At 73.8% G+C, this 23028-nt stretch carries 20 protein-coding genes and 1 pseudogene; 7 read left to right on the plus strand and 14 right to left on the minus strand.

Annotated elements, in window-relative coordinates; genetic code table 11:
* Positions 1-295, plus strand: a 295-nt coding sequence (locus tag E1284_RS41700) for a ferredoxin reductase domain-containing protein (RefSeq protein WP_481726192.1), incomplete at its 5' end; no start/stop codon positions are given.
* 67 nt (positions 296-362) lie between these two features.
* Here E1284_RS41700 and narI read toward each other — a convergent pair.
* The 5 genes from narI to E1284_RS23330 form a co-directional block, all read right to left on the minus strand.
* A complete protein-coding gene (gene narI, locus E1284_RS23310; protein ID WP_131942258.1) occupies positions 363-1142 on the minus strand; it encodes a respiratory nitrate reductase subunit gamma in 780 nt (259 codons plus the stop codon).
* Positions 1139-1825 carry a nitrate reductase molybdenum cofactor assembly chaperone gene (gene narJ / locus E1284_RS23315; protein WP_341770415.1) on the minus strand — a complete coding sequence of 229 codons (687 nt, stop codon included), beginning with the start codon at positions 1823-1825 and terminating at the stop codon, positions 1139-1141. Before narJ ends, narI begins: the two co-directional genes overlap by 4 nt.
* Positions 1822-3564 (minus strand): nitrate reductase subunit beta, encoded by a 1743-nt coding sequence (narH, locus tag E1284_RS23320; RefSeq protein WP_131942259.1) that lies wholly within the window; start codon positions 3562-3564, stop codon positions 1822-1824. Before narH ends, narJ begins: the two co-directional genes overlap by 4 nt.
* Positions 3564-7238 (minus strand): nitrate reductase subunit alpha, encoded by a 3675-nt coding sequence (locus E1284_RS23325; protein ID WP_131942274.1) that lies wholly within the window; start codon positions 7236-7238, stop codon positions 3564-3566. The genes narH and E1284_RS23325 overlap by 1 nt, the downstream gene beginning before the upstream one ends.
* A gap of 113 nt (positions 7239-7351) precedes the next feature.
* Positions 7352-8506 (minus strand): MFS transporter, encoded by a 1155-nt coding sequence (locus tag E1284_RS23330; protein ID WP_243714686.1) that lies wholly within the window; start codon positions 8504-8506, stop codon positions 7352-7354.
* A gap of 332 nt (positions 8507-8838) precedes the next feature.
* Here E1284_RS23330 and E1284_RS23335 point away from each other — a divergent pair, with 332 nt between their 5' ends.
* A complete protein-coding gene (locus E1284_RS23335; RefSeq protein ID WP_131942261.1) occupies positions 8839-11682 on the plus strand; it encodes an FAD-binding and (Fe-S)-binding domain-containing protein in 2844 nt (947 codons plus the stop codon).
* Between the two features lie 59 nt (positions 11683-11741).
* Here the strand turns inward: E1284_RS23335 and E1284_RS23340 are convergent, their stop codons facing one another.
* On the minus strand, positions 11742-12479 hold the full coding sequence (locus E1284_RS23340; RefSeq protein WP_131942262.1) for an IclR family transcriptional regulator: 738 nt from the start codon (positions 12477-12479) through the stop codon (positions 11742-11744).
* A gap of 107 nt (positions 12480-12586) precedes the next feature.
* Between E1284_RS23340 and E1284_RS23345 the strand changes: the two genes are divergently transcribed.
* Genes E1284_RS23345 through dmpG form a run of 3 tightly spaced genes read left to right on the plus strand, consistent with a single transcriptional unit; the run spans position 12587 to position 15356 of the window.
* Positions 12587-13381: a 2-keto-4-pentenoate hydratase gene (locus tag E1284_RS23345; RefSeq protein WP_131942263.1), complete on the plus strand. Its 795-nt coding sequence runs from the start codon at positions 12587-12589 to the stop codon at positions 13379-13381.
* 53 nt (positions 13382-13434) lie between these two features.
* A complete protein-coding gene (locus E1284_RS23350) occupies positions 13435-14331 on the plus strand; it encodes an acetaldehyde dehydrogenase (acetylating) (protein ID WP_207923913.1) in 897 nt (298 codons plus the stop codon).
* Positions 14328-15356, plus strand: coding sequence for a 4-hydroxy-2-oxovalerate aldolase (gene dmpG, locus E1284_RS23355; protein WP_131942265.1), 1029 nt, complete (start codon positions 14328-14330; stop codon positions 15354-15356). The genes E1284_RS23350 and dmpG overlap by 4 nt, the downstream gene beginning before the upstream one ends.
* Before the next feature lie 15 nt (positions 15357-15371).
* Here dmpG and E1284_RS23360 read toward each other — a convergent pair whose 3' ends face one another.
* Complete coding sequence (locus E1284_RS23360) at positions 15372-16028, minus strand: HAD family hydrolase (protein WP_131942266.1); 657 nt, start codon at positions 16026-16028, stop codon at positions 15372-15374.
* Positions 16029-16119: 91 nt separating this feature from the next.
* Here E1284_RS23360 and E1284_RS23365 point away from each other — a divergent pair, with 91 nt between their 5' ends.
* Positions 16120-16719 (plus strand): TetR/AcrR family transcriptional regulator, encoded by a 600-nt coding sequence (locus tag E1284_RS23365; protein ID WP_131942267.1) that lies wholly within the window; start codon positions 16120-16122, stop codon positions 16717-16719.
* A gap of 20 nt (positions 16720-16739) precedes the next feature.
* Here the strand turns inward: E1284_RS23365 and E1284_RS23370 are convergent, their stop codons facing one another.
* Both E1284_RS23370 and E1284_RS23375 read right to left on the minus strand, forming a co-directional pair.
* Positions 16740-17582, minus strand: coding sequence for a universal stress protein (locus tag E1284_RS23370; RefSeq protein WP_131942268.1), 843 nt, complete (start codon positions 17580-17582; stop codon positions 16740-16742).
* Positions 17583-17604: 22 nt separating this feature from the next.
* Positions 17605-18507: a universal stress protein gene (locus E1284_RS23375; RefSeq protein ID WP_131942269.1), complete on the minus strand. Its 903-nt coding sequence runs from the start codon at positions 18505-18507 to the stop codon at positions 17605-17607.
* A 131-nt stretch (positions 18508-18638) separates the two neighbouring features.
* Between E1284_RS23375 and E1284_RS23380 the strand changes: the two genes are divergently transcribed.
* Complete coding sequence (locus E1284_RS23380; protein WP_131942270.1) at positions 18639-19205, plus strand: Rv1733c family protein; 567 nt, start codon at positions 18639-18641, stop codon at positions 19203-19205.
* 81 nt (positions 19206-19286) lie between these two features.
* Here the strand turns inward: E1284_RS23380 and E1284_RS23385 are convergent, their stop codons facing one another.
* From E1284_RS23385 to E1284_RS41705, 5 genes and pseudogenes are all read right to left on the minus strand, one after another.
* Complete coding sequence (locus E1284_RS23385; RefSeq protein ID WP_131942271.1) at positions 19287-20054, minus strand: ribosome hibernation promotion factor; 768 nt, start codon at positions 20052-20054, stop codon at positions 19287-19289.
* Positions 20055-20104: 50 nt separating this feature from the next.
* Positions 20105-20668 (minus strand): GNAT family N-acetyltransferase, encoded by a 564-nt coding sequence (locus E1284_RS23390; protein WP_243714687.1) that lies wholly within the window; start codon positions 20666-20668, stop codon positions 20105-20107.
* A gap of 9 nt (positions 20669-20677) precedes the next feature.
* Positions 20678-21670 (minus strand): ecdysteroid 22-kinase family protein, encoded by a 993-nt coding sequence (locus E1284_RS23395; protein WP_243714688.1) that lies wholly within the window; start codon positions 21668-21670, stop codon positions 20678-20680.
* The gene (locus tag E1284_RS23400; protein ID WP_131942272.1) at positions 21667-22755 is read right to left on the minus strand and encodes a TIGR03857 family LLM class F420-dependent oxidoreductase; all 1089 of its coding nucleotides are present in this window, start codon (positions 22753-22755) and stop codon (positions 21667-21669) included. Before E1284_RS23400 ends, E1284_RS23395 begins: the two co-directional genes overlap by 4 nt.
* 58 nt (positions 22756-22813) lie before the next feature.
* Positions 22814-23028: pseudogene (locus E1284_RS41705) on the minus strand (hypothetical protein); the annotation flags it as partial.

Below are 23028 nucleotides of genomic sequence, written 5' to 3' on the forward strand. Positions count from 1 at the left end.
CGACCGGAGCCCCCGCACCCACGCGCTGCGCGGGCAGATCGCCGAGTCGGGCCGCCGGATCGCCGGGTTCCGGCAGCTGACCTGGTACGAGGAGCCCGGCGGCGCCGCACCCGGCGCGGACGTCCGGCCCGGCCGGATCGAGGTGTCCGAGCTGCCGCTGCCGGACAAGGCCCGCGTGTTCATGTGCGGCCCGCTGCCGTTCATGCGCGAGATCAGGCGGGGCCTGCTGGACGCCGGCGTCTCCGACGAGCGCATCCACTACGAGGTCTTCGGCCCCGACCTCTGGATCCGCTGACCCGCCCCCCGGCATGACGATGCTCCCACCCCGGCGCGGGGGTGGGAGCATTTCCCGGTAACAGGGGTCAGGGGCGCTGCACCCGCTCCCAGCCCCGGCGCGTCTCGTGCATGCCGAGATGCTCGTCGCGGCTGCGGTAGACGATGTAGGGCCGCGTCAGGTAGCCGACCGGAGCGGTGAGCATGTGCACCAGGCGCGTGAACGGCCAGATGCAGAACAGCAGCAGCGCGCTCAGCGCGTGCAGCTTGAACAGGATCGGCACGCCGGTCATCAGGTCCGGGTCCGGCTGGAGGTAGAACACCGACCGGAACCACGGGGAGACCGTCTCCCGGTAGTTGTAGCCGTCGCCGACGATGTTGGCGGCGACCGTCGCGGCCAGCCCGATCGCGATGGTGCCGGTGAGCACCACGTACATCAGCTTGTCGTTGCGGGTGGTCGCGAGGAACACCGGCCCCACCGTCCGGCGGCGGTAGATCAGGATCGCGAGGCCGAACAGGGTGCAGAACCCGGCGATCGTCCCGAGGACCACGGCGACGATGTGGTACATGTGCTCGGTGATGCCGACCGCCTCGGTCCAGCCGTCGGGGATGACGAGCCCCCCGACGTGGCCGAGCGCGACGACCAGGATCCCGAAGTGGAACAGGGGGCTGCCGATGCGCAGCAGCCGCCGCTCGTACAGCTGGGACGAGCGGGTCGTCCAGCCGAACTTGTCGTAGCGGTACCGCCAGATGTGCCCGAGCACGAACACCGCGATGGTGACGTAGGGCAGGGCGACCCACAGCAGGGTGCCGACGACGCCCGGGTCGCCGCCGCTCTCGGCGGCGAGGACGGGCAGGGTGCTGGTCATGAGGGTGCTCCAACGACGGGATCGGGCAGCAGGACGGGCCCCATGGCGGCCGCGTCGGCGCCGTAGGGGGCGAGGCCGACCGCCTCGTCGGGCGGCCCCTCGGCGATGAGGCGGGCGACGGCCTCCTCGGTGCGGCCGGTCAGCGGCGGCAGCGTCGCCGAGACCGCGTCCAGGACGGGCGCCCACGGCGACCCGGCCTCGGTCAGCGACAGGCGCAGCAGCTCCAGGCCGGCGCGGTGCTCGATCAGCAGCCGCCGGCCCTGCGCGGCGTCGCCGGTCGCGGCGAACTCCAGCACCACGGCCAGGTGGTCGGGCAGCTCGCCGTCGTCCAGGTCGAGCCCGGCCGCCTGGTACGCCTGCTTGAACCGCAGCAGGGCCATGCCCCGCTTCCGGGTGTCGCCGTAGGCGTAGTAGGTCAGGTAGAGGCAGCACCGCTTGCGGTAGTCGAACGTGGCGACGTAGTCGGCGGCGAGTTCCCGCGGCGGTGTCGCGTCCAGATGGTCGAGGACGCGGCGGAGCGGCGCGGCGACCGGCTCCGGCAGGCCCGCCACGGCGCGGCGGAGCAGCGGGCGCCGCCCGAGCAGCTCCTCGTCGGGGTAGCCGATCAGCAGCGACGCCGCCTGCCAGGCGGTGGCCAGCTCGGCGTCACCGAGGCCGGCCTTCTTTCCGGGTTTGATCCTCACGGCTTCGGCTCCGTTTCGGCGGGGCCCGAGTCGGCGGGCGGGTTCGTGCCGCCCGGCCCGACCTCCGAGTCGCCCTTGCGTTCGGGGAACAGCCCGGCGGGGGCGCCCTTGCCGTCCCAGTTGAGCAGGTTGACGCGCGTGTGCTTGTCGGCCGGGTCGACGGGGTTGTCGGAGGTCTGCCGGGCCCGCAGCATGTGGAAGTTCTCCACCGCGATCGGGTTCGGCCGCCCGGACGCCTCGCCGAACGGGCCGGAGCCGCCGGGCAGCCCCGCGCCGCCCATGCCGGGGCCGCCGTCGTAGTTCAGGCTGCACTCGGTGGCGATCTCCTCCAGGCTGTGCGCGTCCTCGGCGTGCGCCGTCGGGATCACGTACCGCTCGTCGTACTTGGCGAGCGCCAGCAGCCGGTACATGTCGTACATCTCCTCGCCGGACATCCCGACGCCCTCGGGGATGGCGAGGTCGGGCTCGCGGCCGAGGTTGATGTCGCGCATGTAGGAGCGCATCGCGGCGAGCCGGCGCAGGACGCCGTCGACGACCGCGGTGTCCCCGGCGGTGAACAGCTCCGCCAGGTACTCGACGGGGATGCGCAGCGCGTCGATCGCCGCGAACAGGTTGCCCTTGTCCTCGGCGTCGTGGCCGGTGTCGCGGATGACGTCCACGACCGGCGACAGCGGCGGGATGTACCAGACCATCGGCATCGTCCGGTACTCCGGGTGCAGCGGCAGCGCCACCTTGTAGGTGTTGATGAGCGCGTGGATCGGGGACCGCTGCGCGGCCTCGATCCAGTCCTGCGGGATGCCCTCCCGCTCGGCCGCGGCGATGACCTCGGGGTCGTTCGGGTCGAGGAACACGCCGCGCTGCGCCTCGTACAGGTCCTGGTCGTCCGGCGTGGACGCGGCCTCCAGCACCTTGTCGGCGTCGTAGAGCATCAGGCCGATGTAGCGGAGCCGCCCGACGCAGGTCTCCGCGCACACCGTCGGCAGGCCGACCTCGATGCGCGGGAAGCAGAAGGTGCACTTCTCGGCCTTGCCGGTCCGGTGGTTGAAGTACATCTTCTTGTAGGGGCAGCCGGACACGCACATCCGCCAGCCGCGGCACTTGTCCTGGTCGACGAGGACGATGCCGTCCTCGGCGCGCTTGTAGATCGCGCCGGAGGGGCAGGACGCCGCGCAGGACGGGTTGAGGCAGTGCTCGCAGATCCGCGGCAGGTAGAACATGAAGGTCTTGTCGAACTCCATCTTCACCTTGTCGGAGATCTGCTTGAGCATGACGTCCTTGTCGCCGTGCTCGACGGACCCGCCGAGGTCGTCGTCCCAGTTCGCCGACCAGGAGACCTTCATGTCCTTGCCGGACAGCAGCGACTTCGGCCGGGCGACCGGCGTGTGCTCCTGCAGCGGCGCGTTGGTGAGGGTCTCGTAGTCGTAGGTCCAGGGCTCGTAGTAGTCGTCGATCCCGGGCAGCTTCGGGTTGGAGAAGATCGTCACCAGCTTGTGCCACCGGCCGCCGCCCTTGAGCGCGAGCCGGCCGCGCTTGTTGAGCACCCAGCCGCCGCGCCACTTCTCCTGGTCCTCGTACTGCCGCGGGTAGCCCTGCCCGGGGCGGGTCTCGACGTTGTTGAACCAGACGTACTCGACGCCGCTGCGGTTGGTCCACGCCTGCTTGCAGGTGACCGAGCAGGTGTGGCAGCCGATGCACTTGTCGAGGTTCATCACCATCGACATCTGCGCCATGACGCGCATTAGTACTGCACCTCCTGGGAGCGGCGGCGGATGACGGTGACCTCGTCGCGCTGGTTGCCGGTCGGCCCGAGGTAGTTGAACGCGAACGACAGCTGCGCGTACCCGCCGACGAGGTGACTCGGCTTGATCAGCAGCCGGGTCAGGGAGTTGTGGATGCCGCCGCGGCGGCCGGACGTCTCCGCGCGCGGGACGTCGATCAGCTTGTCCTGCGCGTGGTACATGTACACCGTGCCCTCGGGCATCCGGTGGGTGACGATCGCGCGGGCGACGACGACGCCGTTGCGGTTGACCGCCTCGATCCAGTCGTTGTCGCGGACGCCGATCTTGGCCGCGTCCACCCCGCTCATCCAGATCACCGGGCCGCCGCGCGACAGCGACAGCATGAACAGGTTGTCCTGGTACTCGGAGTGGATCGACCACTTGTTGTGCGGGGTGAGGTACCGCACGGTCAGCCCCAGCTCGCCCTTCTCCCCGAGCTCCGGCTCGCCGAACAGGGCGGACATGTTGAGCGGCGGCCGGAAGGTCGGCAGCTGCTCGCCCAGCTCGGCCATCCAGTCGTGGTCGAGGTAGAAGTGCTGCCGCCCGGTGAGGGTGTGCCAGGGCTTCAGCCGCTCGACGTTGATGGTGAACGGCGAGTAGCGGCGGCCGCCGCTCTCCGACCCCGACCATTCCGGGGACGTGATGACGGGCACGGGCGCGGCCTGGGTGTCGGCGAACGTGATCTGCTTGCCCTCGTGCTCGGCGGCGAGGTCGGCGAGCCGGGTCCCGGTGCGCCGCTCCACCGTCTTGAAGCCCTGGGTGGCCAGGTGCCCGTTGGTGGTGCCGGAGAACGCGAGGATCATCTCGCAGGCGTGCACGTCACGCTTCAGCGACGGGCGGCCGTCCGCGGGCCCGCCGCGCACGACGCCGTTCTTGTGCTTGAGGTACTCGACCTCCCGCGCCAGGTCGAACGTGACGCCCTTGGTGGTGGCGCCGAGCCGCTCGGCGAGCGGGCCGAGCGCGGTCATCTTCGCCGCGATGGCCGGGTAGTCGCGCTCGACCGTGACGAGCTTCGGCATCGTGACGCCGGGGACCGGCTCGCACTCGCCCTTCGCCCAGTCGAGGACGCGGCCGTGCGGGGTGGCCATCTCGTCGGGGGTGTCGTGCAGCAGCGGCACGGCGACGACGTCCTTGCGGACGCCGAGGTGCCCCTCGGCGAGCCGGCTGAACGCGGTCGCGATGTCCTGGAACGCGCGCCAGTCGCTGCGGGTCTGCCACGGCGGCCCGATCGCCGGGTTGAACGAGTGCACGAACGGGTGCATGTCGGTCGTGTTCAGGTCGTGCTTCTCGTACCAGGTCGCCGCCGGCAGCACGATGTCGGAGTAGACGGTGGTGCTGGTCATCCGGAAGTCCAGCGACAGCAGCAGGTCGAGCTTGCCGGCGGGGGCCTCGTCCCGCCAGACGACCTCCTCCGGCCGGACGTCCGGCGGCGTCTCCTCGGCGCGGACGGCGTCGGCGGCGCCGAGGAGGTGCCGCAGGAAGTACTCGTTGCCCTTCGCGGACGACCCGAGCAGGTTGGACCGCCAGACCGTGAGGACGCGGGGGAAGTTCTCCGGCGCGTCGGGGTCCTGGCAGGCGAACTTGAGCCGGTTCGCCTTCAGCTCCTCGACGATGTACTCGCCGGGCTGCTTCCCGGCGGCCTCCGCCTCGTCGGCGAGCGTCAGCGGGTTGCGGTCGAACGTCGGGTAGGACGGCATCCAGCCGAGCCGCGCCGCCTGCGCGATGACGTCGGCGGTGGACCGCCCCGCGAACGCGCCGCCGCCGGTCGCCGCCGACAGCGTGCCGGCGTCGAACTGGTCGTAGCGGAACTGGTCGGTGTGCAGGTAGAAGAACGCGGTGCCGATCATCTGCCGGGGCGGGCGGGACCAGTCGAGCCCGAACGCCAGCTGCGCCCACCCGGTGACGGGGCGGCACTTCTCCTGCCCGACGTAGTGCGCCCAGCCGCCGCCGTTCACGCCCTGGCCGCCGGTCAGCGTGGTCAGCGCGAGGAACGTCCGGTAGATGGTGTCGGAGTGGAACCAGTGGTTGGTGCCCGCGCCCATGATGATCATCGACCGGCCGCGGGTCTCCTCGGCGTTCGCCGCGTACTCGCGGCCGATCCGCTCGGCGGCCTGCGCCGGGACGCCGGTGATGGTCTCCTGCCACGCCGGGGTGCCCGGCTCGGACGCGTCGTCGTACCCGGTCGGCCAGGAGCCGGGCAGGCCGTCGCGGCCGACGCCGTACTGGGCGAGCAGCAGGTCGAACACGGTCGTGACGAGGTGGCCGCCGACGGTGCGGACGGGGACGCCGCGCCGCAGCGTGCCCGGCGCGCCGTCGATGCCGTCGAACCGGGCCAGCGCGATCTCGACGGCCTCGCCGCCCTCGCCGCCCGCCACCGACAGCAGCGGGTCGGCGTCGCCCAGGTCCAGGTTCCACCTGCCCTTGCCGGACTCGCCGAAGCGGAAGCCGAGCGACCCGTTCGGGACGAGCGGGCGCCCGGTGGCCGCGTCCAGGATCACGGTCTTGAACGCGGCGTGCTCGGACTCGGCCTCGGCGCCCGGCAGGTCGGCCGCCGTGAGGAACTTGCCGGGGACGTACGTTCCGTCGCGCTCCTCGACGCGCACCAGGAACGGCAGGTCGCTGTAGCGCTTCACGTAGTCGGTGAAGTAGGGGACCTGCCGGTCGACGAAGAACTCCTTGAGGACGACGTGGCCCATGGCCATCGCCAGCGCGCCGTCCGTGCCCGGCTGGGCGGCGAGCCACTCGTCGGCGAACTTGACGTTGTCGGCGTAGTCCGGGGACACGGCGACGACCTTCTGGCCCCGGTAGCGGGCCTCGGTCATCCAGTGCGCGTCGGGGGTGCGGGTGACCGGGACGTTGGAGCCCCACATGATGAGGTAGCCCGCGTCCCACCAGTCACCCGACTCGGGCACGTCGGTCTGGTCGCCGAACACCTGCGGGGACGCCACCGGGAGGTCGGCGTACCAGTCGTAGAACGACAGCATCGTCCCGCCGAGCATGGACACGAACCGGGCGCCGGACGCGTGCGAGACCATCGACATCGCCGGGATCGGGGAGAACCCGGCGACCCGGTCGGGGCCGAACTCCTTGATCGTGTGGACGTGCGCGGCGGCGATCATCTCGGTCGCCTCGTCCCACGTCGCCCGCACCAGGCCGCCGCGCCCGCGCGCGTCCTTGTAGGTCCGGGCCTTCTCCGGGTCGGAGACGATCTCGCGCCACGCCTGCACCGGGTCACCCGTCCGGGCCCTGGCCTCCCGGTACATCTCCAGCAGGACGCCCCGGACGTAGGGGTAGCGCACCCGCGTCGGCGAGTAGGTGTACCAGGAGAACGACGCGCCGCGCGGGCAGCCGCGCGGCTCGTACTCGGGGCGGTCCGGGCCGACCGACGGGTAGTCGGTCTGCTGCGCCTCCCAGGTGATGATGCCGTCCTTGACGTACACCTTCCAGGAGCACGACCCGGTGCAGTTCACCCCGTGGGTGGAGCGCACCACCTTGTCGTGCGACCACCGGTCTCGGTAGAAGGCGTCCGCCTCCCGGCCGCCCTTCTTGGTCATGGTCCGCAGGTCCGGCGACACGCGCGTGCGGGTGAAGTACCTGCGCGTGCTCACCAGCGCGTCTTCCAGCGGGCCGTCCATCCCTGGTCGGCCGGTGGTCGAACTCAACTCGGATCCCCTTCTTCCACATCATTGAGGGAGAAATCGCCCCTATAGCGCATCATCCCGCCGATCTTCGGCGGGATGATGCGGTTTCAGGTGTCCTGGCGCGTCGCCACGGCGCGCCGGACGGTCGTCGCGGTGAACACCGCGGCCGCCGCCGCCACGAGGGAGAGCAGCAGCAGGCCGATGCGGTACTCGCCGAGGCTGCCCCACAGGGCGCCCATCAGCAGCGGCGGGACGAACCCGCCGAGGCCGCCCGCGGCGCCGACCACGCCGGTGACCGCGCCGACCTTGTTCGCGGGGGCCAGCCGGGCGACGAGCGCGAACGTCGCGCCGCTGCCCGCGCCGAGCGCGGCCGCCATGGTCAGGAACGCGATCGTCCCGACCGGCATCAGGGCCGGCGCGAACGACTGGACCACCGCGCCCAGCACCGTCACCGCCAGCGCCACCGTCATCACCCGGACGGCGCCGAGCCGGTCCGACAGCCAGCCGCCGACCGGCCGCATCACCACCGCCAGCAGCACGAACCCGGCCATCCGGTTCGCGGCGTCGGCCTGCGACAGCCCGTACTCGGCCTTCAGGTAGGTGGGCAGGTAGACCGAGAACGCGACGTAGCCGCCGAACGCCACCGCGTACAGCGCCGACATCTGCCAGGTGACGCCCAGCCGGGCGGTCGCGGCGAGCCGCTTGGCGAGGGGCTCGGTCGGGGCGGTGCGGCCGGGCGCCTCACGCAGGAGGAACCACGCGGCGACCGCGTACACCCCGAGCAGGACGGCCATCACCACGAAGGGGGTCTCGGTGCCCCACCTGTCGGCCTCCTTGACCGTGGTCAGCGCGCTGACGGCGGTGCCGCCCATGCCCGCGCCGAAGATCCCGATCGCGAGGCCGCGCCGCTCCGGCGGGAACCACGCGTTCACGAAGGGGACCCCGATCGCGAACGCCGTCCCGCCGATGCCGAGGAAGAAGCCGCCGATCAGCAGGGCCGGCAGCGACGAGTGCCCCGCGAGCCCCAGGTAGAGGACGGGCACGATCGTGATCAGCGACACGGCCGGGAACATCACCCGGCCGCCGAACCGGTCGGTCAGCGCGCCCACCGGGATCCGTCCGAGCGACCCCACCAGCACGGGTACCGCCACGAGCAGCGACTGCTCGAACGATGTCAGCTGCAGCGCGTCCTTGAGCCCGGGCGCGAGCGGGCTCAGCAGCGCCCACGCCCAGAAGTTCACCGCGAATCCGAGGGTGGCCATCACCAGCATGACCCACGGCCGCCCGCTTCCGGCGGCCCGCCCGGGCCCCGCCGGCCCGGGTCCGGTTCTCTGCCGAGCTTCAGTCACCTGCCGCACCATTTTCCATCGCTCCCAGCGCAGTGCCGTTGGGCCTTCCCCAACCTCCGGCGGGGTAACCATGATCGCCATCCCGCCACTACTCACCCTTTCGGACGCCGGGATTCGCCAAAAGGGACCTTCGTCCCGGTGAACGGTCCCGAAGGCCCCCCGCCGGGCAGCGGACCGCGCGGCGCCGGTATTACCGTCCTTGGCAGGAGTTCATCCGAGGTCACGGCGGGTCGGAGGGCGGGGCAATGGGCGATCATCGCGGAGTTGCGGAGGCGCTGCGGGAGGCCGGGGTCGGCGGGGTGGACGACTCGGCGCTCGCGCGGGCCATGTACTCGTCCGACGCGTCGCTCTACCGGGTGCCGCCCGCGGTCGTCGTGACGCCACGGGAGGTCGAGGAGCTTCCGGTCGTGCTCGGGGTGTGCCGGGACGCCGGGGTGCCGCTGACGATGCGGGGCGCGGGGACGTCCATCGCGGGCAACGCGGTCGGACCGGGCGTCGTGGTGGACGTCAGCCGCCACCTGAACCGGGTGCTGGAGATCGACGCCGAGGCGGGGACGGCGCTGGTCGAGCCGGGCATCGTGCAGGCGCGGCTGCACCAGGCGGCGGCGCAGCACGGGCTGCGGTTCGGGCCCGACCCGTCCACCCGGACGCGGGCCACGCTCGGCGGGATGATCGGCAACAACGCGTGCGGGTCGCGGGCGCTCGGCTACGGGCGGACGAGCGACAACGTGCTGGGCCTGGACGTGGTCACCGGGTCCGGGGAGCGCCTCCGGCTGGGCGACGTGCCCGGGGCGGCCGCGGAGAGCGCGCTCCTCGACCGGCTCCGCGGGCTGGTGGGCGAGAACCTGGCGCTGATCCGGACGGAGTTCGGGCGGTTCGGGCGGCAGGTGTCCGGCTACTCGCTGGAGCACCTCCTGCCGGAGAAGGGGTTCGACGTCGCGCGGGCGCTGGTCGGCAGCGAGGGGACCCTCGCGCTGACGCTGGCCGCGCGGGTGCGGATGGTGCGCGAGCCCGCGTGCCGGCTGCTGGTCGTGCTCGGGTACGGGTCGATGGCGGAGGCCGCCGACGCGGTCCCGGCGATCCTGCCGCACGGCCCGGTGGCGTGCGAGGGGCTCGACTCGCGGATCACCGCGGTCGTGCGGGAGCGGCGCGGCGCCGATGCCGTGCCGCCGCTGCCGAAGGGGTCCGGGTGGCTGCTGGTGGAGCTGGCCGGCGCGGAGGCCGATGCGCTGCGGGGCACCGCGCGCAAGGTCGCCGGCAACTCCGGCTGCGTCGACTCGATGGTCGTGGAGGACATGGCGCTCGCCGAGGCGCTGTGGCGGATCCGCGAGGACGGGTCCGGGCTCGTCGCGCGGACGCCGGACGGCGAGCAGGCCCACGCGGGATGGGAGGACGCGGCCGTCCCGCCCGAGCGGCTCGGCTCCTACCTGCGCGAGTTCGAGGCGCTGCTCGAGGAGTACGGGCTGTTCGGCGTCCCGTACGGGCACTTCGGCGACGGGTGCATCCACGTGCGGATCGACTTCCCGTTCGGCCGGGCGAAGGGCACCCGGATCTTCCGCGACTTCCTGAACGAGGCGGCGGCGCTCGCGGCGCGGCACGGCGGCACGATGTCGGGCGAGCACGGCGACGGGCGGGCCCGGAGCGAGCTGCTGCCGCACATGTACTCGGCCGAGGCGCTGGCGCTGTGCGCCGCCGTGAAGGACGTCTTCGACCCCGGCGACGTGCTGAACCCCGGGGTGATCGTCCGCCCGGCGCCGGTGGACGCCGATGTGCGCGCCGTGCAGCTCGTCCCGCTGAACCGCGGGCTCGGTCTCGCCTACCGGGACGACCGCGGCGACCTGTCGCGGGCCGTGCACCGCTGCACGGGCGTGGGCAAGTGCCGCGCCGACAACACGGCGGCGGGCGGCGTGATGTGCCCGTCCTACCTCGCGACCCGCGAGGAGAAGGACTCCACGCGGGGGCGGGCCCGCGTCCTCCAGGAGGTCGTCAGCGGGAAGCTCGGTCCGGACGGCTGGAAGTCCGACGCGCTGCACGACGCCCTCGACCTGTGCCTGTCGTGCAAGGGGTGCGCGTCCGACTGCCCGACCGGGATCGACATGGCGTCCTACAAGGCCGAGGCGCTGCACCGGCGGTACCGGCGCCGGATCCGGCCGCGCGTCCACTACGCGCTGGGCCTGCTCCCCCGCTGGACGCGCCTCGCGGCGAAGGCGCCCGCGTCGATCGGGGTGCTGAACGCGGTGCTGCGGTCACGCGCCCTGAAACCCCTCCTCGCCTGGGGCGCGGGGATCGACCGGCGGCGGTCGCTGCCCGCGTTCGCGCCCGTGACGTTCCGGCGCTGGTTCGCCTCCCACCGCAGCCCCGCAGGACGGCACGGCGACGTCGTCCTGTTCGTGGACACCTTCACCGACGCGTTCTCCCCCGAGGTCGGCAAGGCGACCGTGAAGGTGCTGGAGCACGCCGGCTACCGCGTCACCGTCACCGAGGACCCGGTGTGCTGCGGCATCACGTGGATCTCGACGGGCCAGCTGGACGGGGCGCGCGCGCAGGCGCGGCGGACCGTCCGGGCGCTGCTCCCCCACGTCCGGCGCGGCGCGAAGGTCGTCGGCATGGAGCCGTCCTGCACGGGCGTGCTGCGCTCGGACGCCGAGGAGCTGCTGCGCGGCGTGGACGCCGCCGCCGCGCGCGAGGTGGCCGCCGCGACCCGAACGCTCGCCGAACTGCTCGACGAGACCGGCGACTGGACGCCGCCCGACCTGTCCGGCGTCACCGGCATCGCGCAGCCGCACTGCCACCACCACGCGGTCATGGGCTGGACGAAGGACGCCGCCCTGCTGAAGCGGGCGGGCGCGGAAGTCGCGCGGATCGGCGACTGCTGCGGCCTCGCCGGCAACTTCGGCGTCGAGAAGGGCCACCACGACGTGTCCGTGGCGGTCGCCGAAACCCGGCTGCTGCCGGCCGTCCGCAACACCCGCGAGGACGAGGTCGTCCTCGCCGACGGCTTCAGCTGCCGCACCCAGCTGACCGACCTGGCGAACCGGGACAGCGAGCACCTGGCCGAACTCCTCGCCCGCCACCTCCCCACCACCTGACCGTTGACCTGCGGCGTGTTGTTGTTATCCGGCCGCTCATAACAACAACACGCCGCAGGTCAACGGGAGAGGGTGCGGGAGAGGGTCAGGGCGGCGGTGTGGACGGCCGGGGCTACCGCCGTCAGGCGCAGTTTCGTCGACCAGCCCGAGACGGACAGGGCGCCTATCGCCAGGCCGTCGGCGCCGAGGACCGGGCTGGCGGCGCAGACGATGCCGGCGCCGGACTCCTCCCGGTCGTAGGCGACGCCCTCGCCGCGGATCTTCTCCAGCTCGCGCGTGAGCAGGCCCGGCGCGGCCACGGTGCGCTCGCTCCGCTTGACCAGGCCCGCGTCCAGGACGGCCTGCACCGCCTCCGGCGGCGAGAACGCCAGGATCGCCTTGCCCACCCCCGTCACGTGCGCGGGCAGCCGCCCGCCGATCCGGGACGGCATCCGCGGGCCTCCCGGCGAGCCGAGGATCTCCACGTAGACGACCTCGGTGCCCTCCAGCACGGCGAGGTGGACGGTCTGCCGGGTCGCCTCCCGCAGGTCCGACATGTAGGGGACCGCGGCGTCCCGCAGCACCCGCTGGCGCGGCACCCGCTGCCCGATCTCGAACAGCCGCAGGCCGAGCCGCACCCGCGCCCCGTCCCGCTCCAGGAGGCCCGCCTCGGCGAGGTCGAGGGCGATGCGGTGGGCGGTCGACTTGGGCAGGCCGCTGCGGCGGGCGAGCTCGGCGGCGCCGAGGCCGTCGTCGTCCGCCCGGAAGGCGGTGAGCACCGCGACGGCGCGGCGCAGGTAGCTGTCCTCGGGCGGCACGGCCCCACTGTAGAAGATGTGTCCCACCACGCGGGACGCGCGCGTTGCCCGCCGCGGCCCGGGCGGGGGAGGCTCGGCCACGGCAGACGAAACGAAAGGACGGCCCAATGGATCCGGGTTCCGTGGAGAAGGCGGCGGCGGCGCTGCTCGACGCGTACGCCGCCCGCACTCCCATCTCGCCGCTGACCAAGGACCACCCGGACATGTCGGTGGCCGACGCCTACGCGGTGCAGCTGGCCCAGGTGCAGGCGTGGACGGCCGCCGGCGCGCGGATCAAGGGCCACAAGGTCGGGCTCACGTCGGCGGCGATGCAGCGCCAGATGGGCGTGGACCAGCCGGACTTCGGCGTCCTGCTGGACACGATGTTCCTGCCGGAGAGCGCCCCGATCGACACGGGCCGGTTCCTGCAGCCCCGCATCGAGCCGGAGATCGCGTTCGTGCTGGGCCGCCCGCTCGCCGGGCCCGGCGCGACGGCGGCGGACGCCGTCGCCGCCGTCGACTACGTGCTGCCGGCGCTGGAGGTCATCGACTCCCGCATCGCGGACTGGAAGATCACCCTGCCGGACACGATCGCCGACAACGCCTCCAGCGGCGGCGTCGTGCTCGGCACCCGCCCGGTCCGGCTGGACGACCTGGACCTGTCGCTGATGGGCTGCCTGCTGCGCCGCGACGGCGACCTGATCGACACCGGCGCGGGCGGCGCGGTGCTGGGCTCGCCGATCAACGCGCTGGTCTGGCTGGCCAACGTGCTCGGGGAGCGCGGCGTGACGCTGGAGGCGGGGCACGTGGTGCTGCCCGGCTCGATCACCGCGGCCGTGCCGGTCGCCCCCGGCGAGACTCTGACGGCGACGTTCGCCGGGATCGGTTCAGTGACCGCCCGGTTCGGAAAGGAGCAGAAATGAGCGAAGCGAACCGGGGGGCGCGGGGGGTCGCCCCCTCGCAGGATTCCGGCACAGTGAGCAAGCTGACCGCGGCCATCGTCGGGCCGGGCAACATCGGCACCGACCTGCTGGTCAAGCTGATGCGCAGCGAGCTGATCGACGTCCACTCGATGATCGGCGTGGTGCCGGAGTCGGACGGGCTGGAGCGCGCCCGCAAGCTGGGCGTCCCCGCGTCCGCGGAGGGCGTGGACTGGCTGCTGAAGCAGCCGGAGCTGCCCGACATCGTGTTCGAGGCGACCTCGGCGAAGGCGCACCTGGCGAACGCCCCCCGCTACGAGGAGGCGGGGATCACGGCGATCGACCTGACGCCGGCCGCGGCGGGCCCGCTGGTGTGCCCGCCGGTGAACCTGGACACGCTGTCGGACGCCCCGAACCTCAACATGATCACCTGCGGCGGGCAGGCGACGATCCCGATCGTGCACGCGGTGTCGTCGGTCGTCCCGGTCCCGTACGCGGAGATCGTCGCGTCGATCGCGTCCCGCTCGGCCGGTCCCGGCACGCGCGCGAACATCGACGAGTTCACCCAGACCACGGCCCGCGCGATCGAGACGGTCGGCGGCGCCACCCGGGGCAAGGCGATCATCATCCTGAACCCGGTCGACCCGCCGATGATCATGCGGGACACGGTGTTCTGCGCGATCCCGTCGGACGCCGACACCAAGGCGATCCAGGACTCGATCGAGAAGATGGTGGCCGAGGTCGCCGTCTACGTGCCCGGGTACACGCTGCGCGCCGAGCCGCAGTTCGACGAGCCCCGCGACATCTGGAACGGGATGGCCCGGGTCGCGGTGTTCCTGGAGGTCCGCGGGAACGGCGACTACCTGCCGCCGTGGGCCGGCAACCTCGACATCATGACCGCGGCCGCCGCCCGGGTGGGCGAGCAGATCGCGCGCAGGAAGGTGGCATCGTGACCGCGGACAAGATCAGGATCACCGACTCGACGCTGCGGGACGGCAGCCACGCGATGGCGCACCGCTTCACCGAGGAGCAGGTCCGCGGCGTCGTGCACGCGCTGGACTCGGCCGGCGTCGAGGTCATCGAGGTCACGCACGGCGACGGCCTCGGCGGCTCGTCCTTCAACTACGGCTTCTCGCTGGAGGACGACGTCAAGCTCGTCGCCGCGGCCGTGGACGAGGCGACCCGCGCCAAGATCGCCGTCCTGCTGCTGCCGGGCCTCGGCACCGTCAACGACCTGAAGATGGCGCACGACGCGGGCGCGTCCGTCGCCCGGGTCGCGACGCACTGCACCGAGGCGGACGTGTCGCTGCAGCACTTCGCCGCCGCGCGCGACCTCGGCATGGAGACCGTCGGGTTCCTCATGCTGTCGCACCGGGTCGGGCCGGAGGAGCTGGCGAAGCAGGCCCGGATCATGGTGGACGGCGGCGCGCAGTGCGTGTACGTCGTCGACTCGGCGGGCGCGCTCGTCCTCGGCGAGGCGCAGGAGCGGATCAGCGCGCTGGTCAAGGAGATCGGCCACGAGGCGCAGGTCGGGTTCCACGGGCACCAGAACCTGTCGCTGGGCGTCGCGAACTCGGTGCTGGCGCAGCAGAACGGCGCCCGGCAGATCGACGGGGCGCTGTGCGCGCTCGGCGCCGGGGCGGGCAACTCCCCCACCGAGGTGCTGGTGGCGACGTTCGAGCGGCTCGGCATTCCGACCGGCGTGGATGTGCAGGGCGCGATGGCGGCGGCGGACGACGTCGTGAAGCCGTTCCTGCACCGGCTGCCGTTCGCCGACCGGGGCGCGATCACGCAGGGCTACGCGGGCGTGTACTCCAGCTTCCTGCTGCACGCCGAGCGGGCCGCCGAGCGCTACGGCGTCCCGGCGCACGAGATCCTGCAGAAGGTCGGCGAGGCCGGCTACGTCGGCGGCCAGGAGGACATGATCATCGACGTGGCGCTGCAGCTGCGCGCCGAGCGCGAGCGCGCGCAGTCCTGAGGCTCAGGCCCTGCCTCAGGCCAGGGGACTCGCGTCGAGGTCGGCGAGGAGGGCGCGGGGGTCGTCGTAGACGGCCGCCGCGCCCGCCTTCTGCAGCTCCTCCCGGCTCCAGCCGCCGGTGAGGACGCACACGCAGCGCATCCCGGCGCGTTCGGCGGCCTCCACGTCCCAGCGGGTGTCGCCGACGAACACGGCCCGCCCGGCCGGCACCCCGGCCCGCTCCAGCGCCAGTTCCACCAGGTCCGGGGCCGGTTTGCTCTGCCCCACCTCGGACGCGGACGTGGCCTCGTCGATCGCGTCGTCGGCGTCCAGCGCCGCCCGCAGCGCCGTCAGTTCCGGGACGGCGGCGGAGCTGGCGAGGACGACCCGCCGCCCCCGCCCGGCGCAGGCCCGCAGCAGGTCGGCGGCGCCGTCGAAGGGGGTGAGCCGCGACCAGAACTGCGCGTACAGGGCCGTGTGCGCCGACCGGATCGCGTCGTCGTCGCCGCGGTCGCGGCCGTCCGGCAGCAGGTGGTCGAGCAGCTTGTCCGAGCCCATGCCGATCGCCCGGTGGATGCGGCCCGTCGGAACCGTGTGGCCGTACTGGCGGAACGCCTGCCACCAGGTGGTGGCGTGCAGGTAGTTGGTATCGACCAGCGTCCCGTCGACGTCGAAGAGCACGGCATCGGTCATGCGGGTGCCCCTACCCGCTTCGGCGGCGGCCAGTCGCACCGCCGCCCGCGGCGATCTTTGCACGGTGCAACGGCTGGGATAGCTTGGCGGCATGACCCACCAGGACCCCGCCGGTGGGAGCGGCGCGTCGACTCCCCGCGGGCGGGCGCGCAGGGAGCAGCTCGTCCGGATCGGCCTCGACCTGCTCGCCGAGGGCGGCTGGCCCGCGGTCACCGCGCGCGCCGTCGCCGACCGCGCCGGCACCCGCCCGGGGCTGCTCCACCACTACTTCAACGGGCTGCCGGGCCTGCACGTCGCGGTCGCGCAGCGGGCCGGCGAGATGGTCGTCGACCCGGTGGTGGACGCGATGCTCGCCGCGCCCGACACCCCGTCGGCGCTGCGCGCGCTGCGCGACCAGGTCCCGCGCATGGCCGCGGGCGAGCGCAACCTGCGGCTCGCGGCCGAGCTGCTGGTCCGGGCGCTGCGCGACCCGCGGATGGGCGCCGAGCGGCGGGACTGGTCGCGCGCGGTCCGGGCCCGGATCGCGGCGCGGCTCGGCCAGCTGCGCCCGGACTGGCCGGCCGAGCGCCGCGAGGGCACCGCGATGCTGTTCACCGCGGTGCTGGACGGCCTGCTGCTGCAGCTGATCCTCGACCCGGACCTGCCGACCGGCCCCGCCCTGCACGCCACCGAGGCGCTGGTCGCCGAGTAGCGGCGGTCCGGCGGGCCCGGTCAGTCGCGGGGGGCGTGCGCAACGGCGACCGGGCAGGCGGCGTGCTGCAGCAGCGCGTGGCCGACCGAGCCGAGCAGCAGGCCGCGGAACCCGCCGAGCCCGCGCGACCCGACGGCGAGGAGCCGGGCGTCCTCGGCCGCGGCGAGCAGCACCTCGCGGGGCGGGCCGATGGACACCTCGGTCCGGACGGGGACGTCCGGGTACCTCTCCCGCCAGGGCTCGACGAGCCGGGCCAGCCGCTCACGCGCGACCTCGCGCAGCGCGTCGGCGTCCACCAGCGGGGCGCCTCCGGCGTCGGCGCCGGGGGGCCAGGCGACCACCGCGACCAGTTCGGCGCCGCGCAGCGCGGCCTCGGCGAACGCCAGGCCGAGCGCCTCCAGCGAAGCGGCGGAGCCGTCCACGCCGGCGACGACCGGCCCGCCGGCCCGCGGTTCCCGGACGACCACGACCGGGCACGAGCCGTGCCCGGCGAGCTCCAGGCCCGTCGAGCCGAGCACCAGGCCGGTGAAGCCGCCGCGCCCGCGCGAGCCCACCACGACCAGGTCGGCGCCGCGGGACGCCTCCAGCAGCGCGGTCGTCGACCCGCCGCGGCCGAGCACCGCGTGCACCTCGCCGGTCTCCTCGCGGGCGAGCTTCGCGCCCTCGGCGACGACCTCCTGCGCCGCCGCCCGCAGGTCGGCGACGGGGATCGCCATCGGCCCGACGGCCGTGAAGGCCTCCCACGCGTGCACCACGGTCAGCGGCACGCCGCGCAGCCGCGCCTCCTCGGCCGCCCACCGGACGGCCGCCCCGCTCTGCCGGGACCCGTCGTAGCCGACGACCACACCGCGTCGATCGCTCATCGCCGCTCCCTTCCCTCAGTGCCTAGCCTTGCCGGGCGGGGACGCGGTGATCAGAGACGACGGTCCGCGCGTCCCGGGACCTTCGTCCCGGCACGATCGCGACGGTGCGCCGGGCGCGGCGCAGCACCGCGGCGGCGGTCGCGCCGAGCGGGTCGATGCCGGTGCCCCGCTCGCCGAGCACGACGAGGCCGGCGTCCTCCGCGGCCTCCTGAAGGGCGTTCAGCGGCCGCTCCAGCAGCGGTGACACCTCGACGCGGAGGCCGGGGTAGCGGCGGCGCCACGGCTCGACGGCCGCCTCCAGCTCGGCCGCGCGCGTCCGCTCCAGCAGTGCCCGGTCGTGGAACAGGGTGAGCTCGGACTCGGCGACCGCGCCGGGCTCCCAGCAGCCGTGCACGACCCGCAGGTCCCAGTCGCGCAGCGCCGCCTCCTCCGCGGCGAAGCCGAGGGCCGTCCCGCAGCCGGGCGACCCGTCGACGCCCACGACGACCCGGTGCGGCACGGTGCCGCCGCGGACGGTGATCACCGGGCACGGGGAGCGCGCCGGCAGCTCCAGCACCGTCGCCCCCGGCTCGGCCGGTCCGGGCGCGCCGACCACGATCAGCTCGGCCCCGGCGGCGCCGCGCAGCAGCGCCTCGGTGGCGGGCCCGCGGCGCAGCCGCTTGCGGACCGCGCCGGGCACGCCCAGCTCGTAGGCCAGCCGGACGCCGTGGTCGAGCAGGTTCGCGCCCGCCCGCTTCATGATCGTCTCGATGCCGGGGTCGGTGTGCCCGGCCGGGTAGGGCCAGTGCCAGCAGTGGCACATCACGAGTCCGATCCGGCGGAGCCTGGCCTCCTCGACCGCCCAGCGCAGGGCCGCGTCGTTCTCCGCCGTCCCGTCATAACCGAACAGGACGTGCGGCCACCGTCTCTCCTCTTCGCCGTTCATGGGTGCCTCCCTTCCGTCCAGTCTGCGCGCCGCGGTACCCGTGCAGAAGGGGACGAAGGTCCCACGGCCCGGGACCTCCGGACCTGCCGGGGATTTTGCCCGGCGATTACCGTCGCGGGAGAGGAGGGGACATGGGAACGCTCGGACGGGTCCGCCGCCGGTTCGGTTTCGACCGCAACGACCTGCGCCGCGCCGTCGACCGCCGCCAGTGGGCGGTCGGGGCCGGCGCCGCCGTCCTGTTCGCGGGGCTCGCGCCGCCGGCGTCCGCCGCGCTGGCCGCCCAGGCGTACCGGCACGGCGTCGAGGCCGAGCTGGCGCAGGCCGCCAACCACCGGATCGACGCCCGCGTCACCGGGCTGAACCGGCAGGACGGCCCGGGGCTGCGGCACGCCTACGCGGAACTGTCGTGGACGTCCCCCGACGGCCGCCCGCGCACGGCGATCGTCCCGGCGGACCCGTCCGTGCAGCCGGGCATGCGCCGCGAGATCTGGGTGGACGGGTCCGGCGCCCTGGCCCGCGCTCCCCACACCCGGACCGACACCATCGCGACCACGGCCGTGGCCGGCGTCGTGGCCGCGGCGGCCATCGGCCTCCCCCTGCTCGCGCTGTACCTGCTCACCCGCCGCCGCGGCGACCGCCGCCGCGAGGCCATGTGGGACGAGAGCTGGGCGGCCCTCGCCCACCGCGAGATCTTCTGACACGCGAGTTCTTCCCGCACCGGTTCCGCATCAACGGGAACGCCGCCCCGGTCCTCGCCGGGGCGGCGTCCTTCGTGCGGGCTACGGCGTGGATTCCAGGAGGCCGTAGTGGCCGTCGTAGCGGTGGTAGAGGATCTTCCCGCGTCCGGTGCCGGCGTCCGCGAAGAACAGGAACGGCAGGCCGAGCGCCTCCAGCCGCTCGATCGCCTCCTGCTCGCCGATGCGCGGCGCCGGGTGCGGGCTGACGGTCAGCGGGACCGCCACCGGTCCGCCGCGGCCGGCCTCCGGGTCGGCCAGCGCGATCCGGTAGCCGCCGTCCGCCCGGTAGAGGACCGCGTCCTGGCCGGTCCCGGCGTCGGTGAACAGCCAGAAGTCGTAGTCCATGACGTCCATGTCGAACGCGGCCTCGTCCGGGGTCTGGGTGTCCGGCGCGAACGTCTTGCGGCGCACGATCTCCCGCTCGCCGGGCGGCAGGTCGCGGCGCGCGGGCCGGTGCGCGTGCCGCCCGGCCTTCGGGGCGCGGGACGCCTCGCGCCGGCCGCCGATCCGCTCGAACCGGGCGCGCAGCAGGTCCGGCAGCAGGTCGATGGCCTCCTGCATCGTCGCCGCGGCCGCGTGCACCCGGACGGGGCGCCCGTTCACGTCCACGGTGGCCTGCGCCGTCGCCGGGCGCTCGACCGCCGGGTCGGGCGCGGTGGCCAGCTTGACGCGGGCGAACAGCACCGGCTCGGGCGCCTGCCGGAACGCCGCCGCGACCTTGTCCCTGGCCGTCTCGGCGAGCCGGTCCGGCACATCGCCCCTGACGTCGAACACCACGTCGGAAGCCTGCGGGCTTCTCACGTTCACCATCCGTCCCCCTCTTCCGTCCTGCCTCTACTCTCGGCGACGGCGGACCCCTGTCACCAGGGACGAACGTCCTTCCAGGCCGTGGCGGTGAGGCGGTACAGGACGTGGCGCCGCAAGCGGTGCCCCTCGGGGACGAGAGGGTGCTCGAAGTCGCCGGACGGGTCGTAGGTCATGCCGATGCGCTTCATGACGGCCTGGGACCTCACGTTGGGAGCGCTGGTGAAGGAGACCACCTCATCGAGGCGGGCCTCGTCGAAGGCGTAGCCGAGTGCGCGCAGGGCGGCTTCGGTGGCGTAGCCGTGCCCCCAGGCGGACCGGGCGAGACGCCAGCCGATCTCGACCGCCGGGGTGAAGTGGGCGTCGAAGCGCGGCACCGACAGTCCGGTGAAGCCGACGAACTCGCCGGTGCCGGCGACCTCCAGCGCCCAGAAGCCGAACCCGCTCTCCTCGAAGCGCCTCTCGATCCGGTCGACCAGCGCGTCGCTCTCCTGGCGGGTGAGGGGCGCCGGGAAGTGCTCCATGACCTGCGGGTCGGCGTTCAGCGCGGCGAACGGCTCGCGGTCGGCCTCGGTCCAGCGGCGCATGATCAGGCGGTCGGTCCGAAGCGTCAAGGTCACCGGTCGACCTTACGCCGCCGGATGGTCTCGGAGCGCGGTGCAGGCGCGGGCGGCCATCGCGAGAAACATCGCGTCGCCGCGCTCGGTGGGCGTCCCGTAGGCGCAGCCGAGGACGATGATGAGCGGCCCTTGCAGGAGCGCGAAGCGGTAGTCGTCCCAGCAGAGTTCGAGCGGGTAGTCGCGGACGCCGTGGGAGACGAGAGCCCGGTGGTAGTGGGCGACGAGGTCGCGCTCGTGGGCGCGGCGGTCGGCGGCGCTGAGGCTCGTCGCCAGGAAGTAGGACAGGTCGCGGGCGGGGAGTCCGATGGTGAGGGTCTGCCAGTCGACCGTGATGGGGGCGCCCTCGGGCGGGAACAGCAGGTTGTCGAGGCGGTAGTCGCCGTGGACGAGCCCGAAGCGCTCGGCGCGGCCGGTCAGCCACGGCCCCACGGCGTCGGCGGTGCGTCGCAGGGTGTCCTTGTCCTCGGCGCTGAGCCGGTCGGCGAAGCGGTCGATGAAGATCTCGACGGCGGGGCCGTAGACCTCGGCGAGGGTCGCCGCGTCCGCCGCGTCCGGGCGGGTGAGCCCGGCGACGTCCAGGAGGGACGGGTCGCACCAGCGGGGGCCGTGCAGCCCGGCGAGGCCGGCGACGCAGTCGCGCGCCCGCCGGACCGGGCATCCGGCGATCTGGTCGCCCTGCACCGCCGGGGCGAGGTCCTCCAGCAGCAGGACGAACTCGAACGTCTCGGGGTCGATCTCGGCGTGGTGGCAGTGCGGGGTCCGGATGCGGACCGTCCCGGCGATGTCGCGGTAGAAGAGCACCTCGGTGCGGTAGGTGCCGCCGAGCATGGCGCGGACGGCGGGGTCGGCGACGGGCAGCTTCGCGACGAGGCGCGCCGGGACGCCGCTGCCCGCGAGGCTCAGCCGGTAGACCGCGCCGATCTGGCCGGTCCCGATGGGCTCCATCGCGACGTCGTCGACGCGGCCGTGCAGGACGCCGCCGAGCCACGGCGCGGTGATCACCGCGCCGTCCGGCCGGGGTTGCGGGGCAGGCCGTCGAAGCCGTCCGGGCGGGCGCGGCGGTAGGCGTCCAGCACGGGGGCGAGTTCGGCGGGCGTCGCGCCGTGCAGGATGACGCCGTCGGCGCCCGCGCCGAACTGGTCGAGGACGCGGGCCGCGCAGCGTTCGGGCGAACCGGTCGCCGACGCCGCGAGCCACTCGTCCGGGATCAGCCCGGCGACGTGCCGCAGATCGGCGGCGGTGCCGACGACGTCGAACGCGCCGGGGTAGCCGGAGACGAGGTCGTCGGCGCGGAACCGGGCCAGCACCGCCGGGTCCCAGCCGTTGACCCCGACCAGCAGGTCGCCGTAGCCCTGCAGGTAGGTGGCGAGGCGGCCGACGAGCTTGCGGAGCCGCGCCTCCTCGTCCAGGTGGTCGCCGACCGTGGCGAGCACCGACCAGACGCGGACGGACGCGGGGTCGCGCCCGGCCCGGTCGGCCCCGCGCCGGATCGCGGCGACGGCCGCGGCGAGGGTCTCGTCGGTGAAGAAGGTGTGCAGGACGACGCCGTCGGCGACCCGCCCGGCGAACTCCAGCGTCCGCTCCCCCATCGCGGTGAGGATGACCGGGATGTCCTCGTCGAAGGACGGGTCCTGGCTGAGGTAGGGGAAGTTCCCGGCCGGCCCGTCGTGCCCGGCGACCGCCTCGCCGCGCCACAGGCGCCGCAGGATGCCGATGACGTCGTCGAGCTGCGCGGTGGTGACGCGGGGCAGGCCCATGACGTCGAAGAGCATGTCGAACCCGCGGCCGAGGCCGAGCGCGAACCGGCCGCCGGACAGCCGGTGCACGGTCGTCGCGAACGTCGCGGTAAGCAGCGGGTGCCGGGTGTTGTGGTTGGTGGCGGCGGTGGCGATGCCGATCCGCTCGCTGACCGCCGCGGCGGCGCCGGAGAGCGCGGCGGCCTCCTTGGTGGTGAAGCGCTCGGACAGGAACACCGAGCCGAGGCCCAGCCGCTCCCCCTCGGCCACCTCGCCGATCAGGTCGCGGGGGCTGCCGGAGTGCCCGGCGAGCCCGTAGAAGCCCAGTTCGGGAAGATCGGCGCTGTGCACGAGGTGGAATCTAGTCTGGACACCTGTCCACAATCAAGGGGGCGGCCGCGGCGCGGTGTCAGGTGTTCAGCGAGGAGCGGCGGCGGCGCGGGCCGCGTTCGTGCTGCGCGCGCGGCCTGCCCGCCTGCGCCTTCGCGGGCTGCGACTTGCCGGACTGGGGCCTGCCGGCCTGGGCCTTGGCGGTCTGGGGCTTGGCGGTCTGGGCCTTGGCGGTCTGGGGCTTGGCGGCGCGGGGGTTGTTCGCCTGCGGCCGGGCGGCCGGCGCGGCGGCTG

Origin of the sequence: Actinomadura bangladeshensis (assembly GCF_004348335.1) — a bacterium.
Classification (GTDB): domain Bacteria; phylum Actinomycetota; class Actinomycetes; order Streptosporangiales; family Streptosporangiaceae; genus Spirillospora; species Spirillospora bangladeshensis.

Excerpts from the sequence above, each read along its gene's own strand:
- narH (WP_131942259.1), bottom strand. The coding sequence starts at position 3,564 with ATGCGCGTCATGGCGCAGATGTCGATGGTGATGAACCTCGACAAGTGC.
- E1284_RS23375 (WP_131942269.1), bottom strand. The coding sequence starts at position 18,507 with ATGAACGGCGAAGAGGAGAGACGGTGGCCGCACGTCCTGTTCGGTTAT.
- E1284_RS23335 (WP_131942261.1), top strand. The coding sequence starts at position 8,839 with ATGGGCGATCATCGCGGAGTTGCGGAGGCGCTGCGGGAGGCCGGGGTC.
- E1284_RS23345 (WP_131942263.1), top strand. The coding sequence starts at position 12,587 with ATGGATCCGGGTTCCGTGGAGAAGGCGGCGGCGGCGCTGCTCGACGCG.
- E1284_RS23370 (WP_131942268.1), bottom strand. The coding sequence starts at position 17,582 with ATGAGCGATCGACGCGGTGTGGTCGTCGGCTACGACGGGTCCCGGCAG.
- narI (WP_131942258.1), bottom strand. The coding sequence starts at position 1,142 with ATGACCAGCACCCTGCCCGTCCTCGCCGCCGAGAGCGGCGGCGACCCG.
- E1284_RS23365 (WP_131942267.1), top strand. The coding sequence starts at position 16,120 with ATGACCCACCAGGACCCCGCCGGTGGGAGCGGCGCGTCGACTCCCCGC.
- E1284_RS23330 (WP_243714686.1), bottom strand. The coding sequence starts at position 8,506 with ATGGCCACCCTCGGATTCGCGGTGAACTTCTGGGCGTGGGCGCTGCTG.
- E1284_RS23325 (WP_131942274.1), bottom strand. The coding sequence starts at position 7,238 with ATGGACGGCCCGCTGGAAGACGCGCTGGTGAGCACGCGCAGGTACTTC.
- E1284_RS23380 (WP_131942270.1), top strand. The coding sequence starts at position 18,639 with ATGGGAACGCTCGGACGGGTCCGCCGCCGGTTCGGTTTCGACCGCAAC.
- E1284_RS23360 (WP_131942266.1), bottom strand. The coding sequence starts at position 16,028 with ATGACCGATGCCGTGCTCTTCGACGTCGACGGGACGCTGGTCGATACC.
- E1284_RS23385 (WP_131942271.1), bottom strand. The coding sequence starts at position 20,054 with ATGGTGAACGTGAGAAGCCCGCAGGCTTCCGACGTGGTGTTCGACGTC.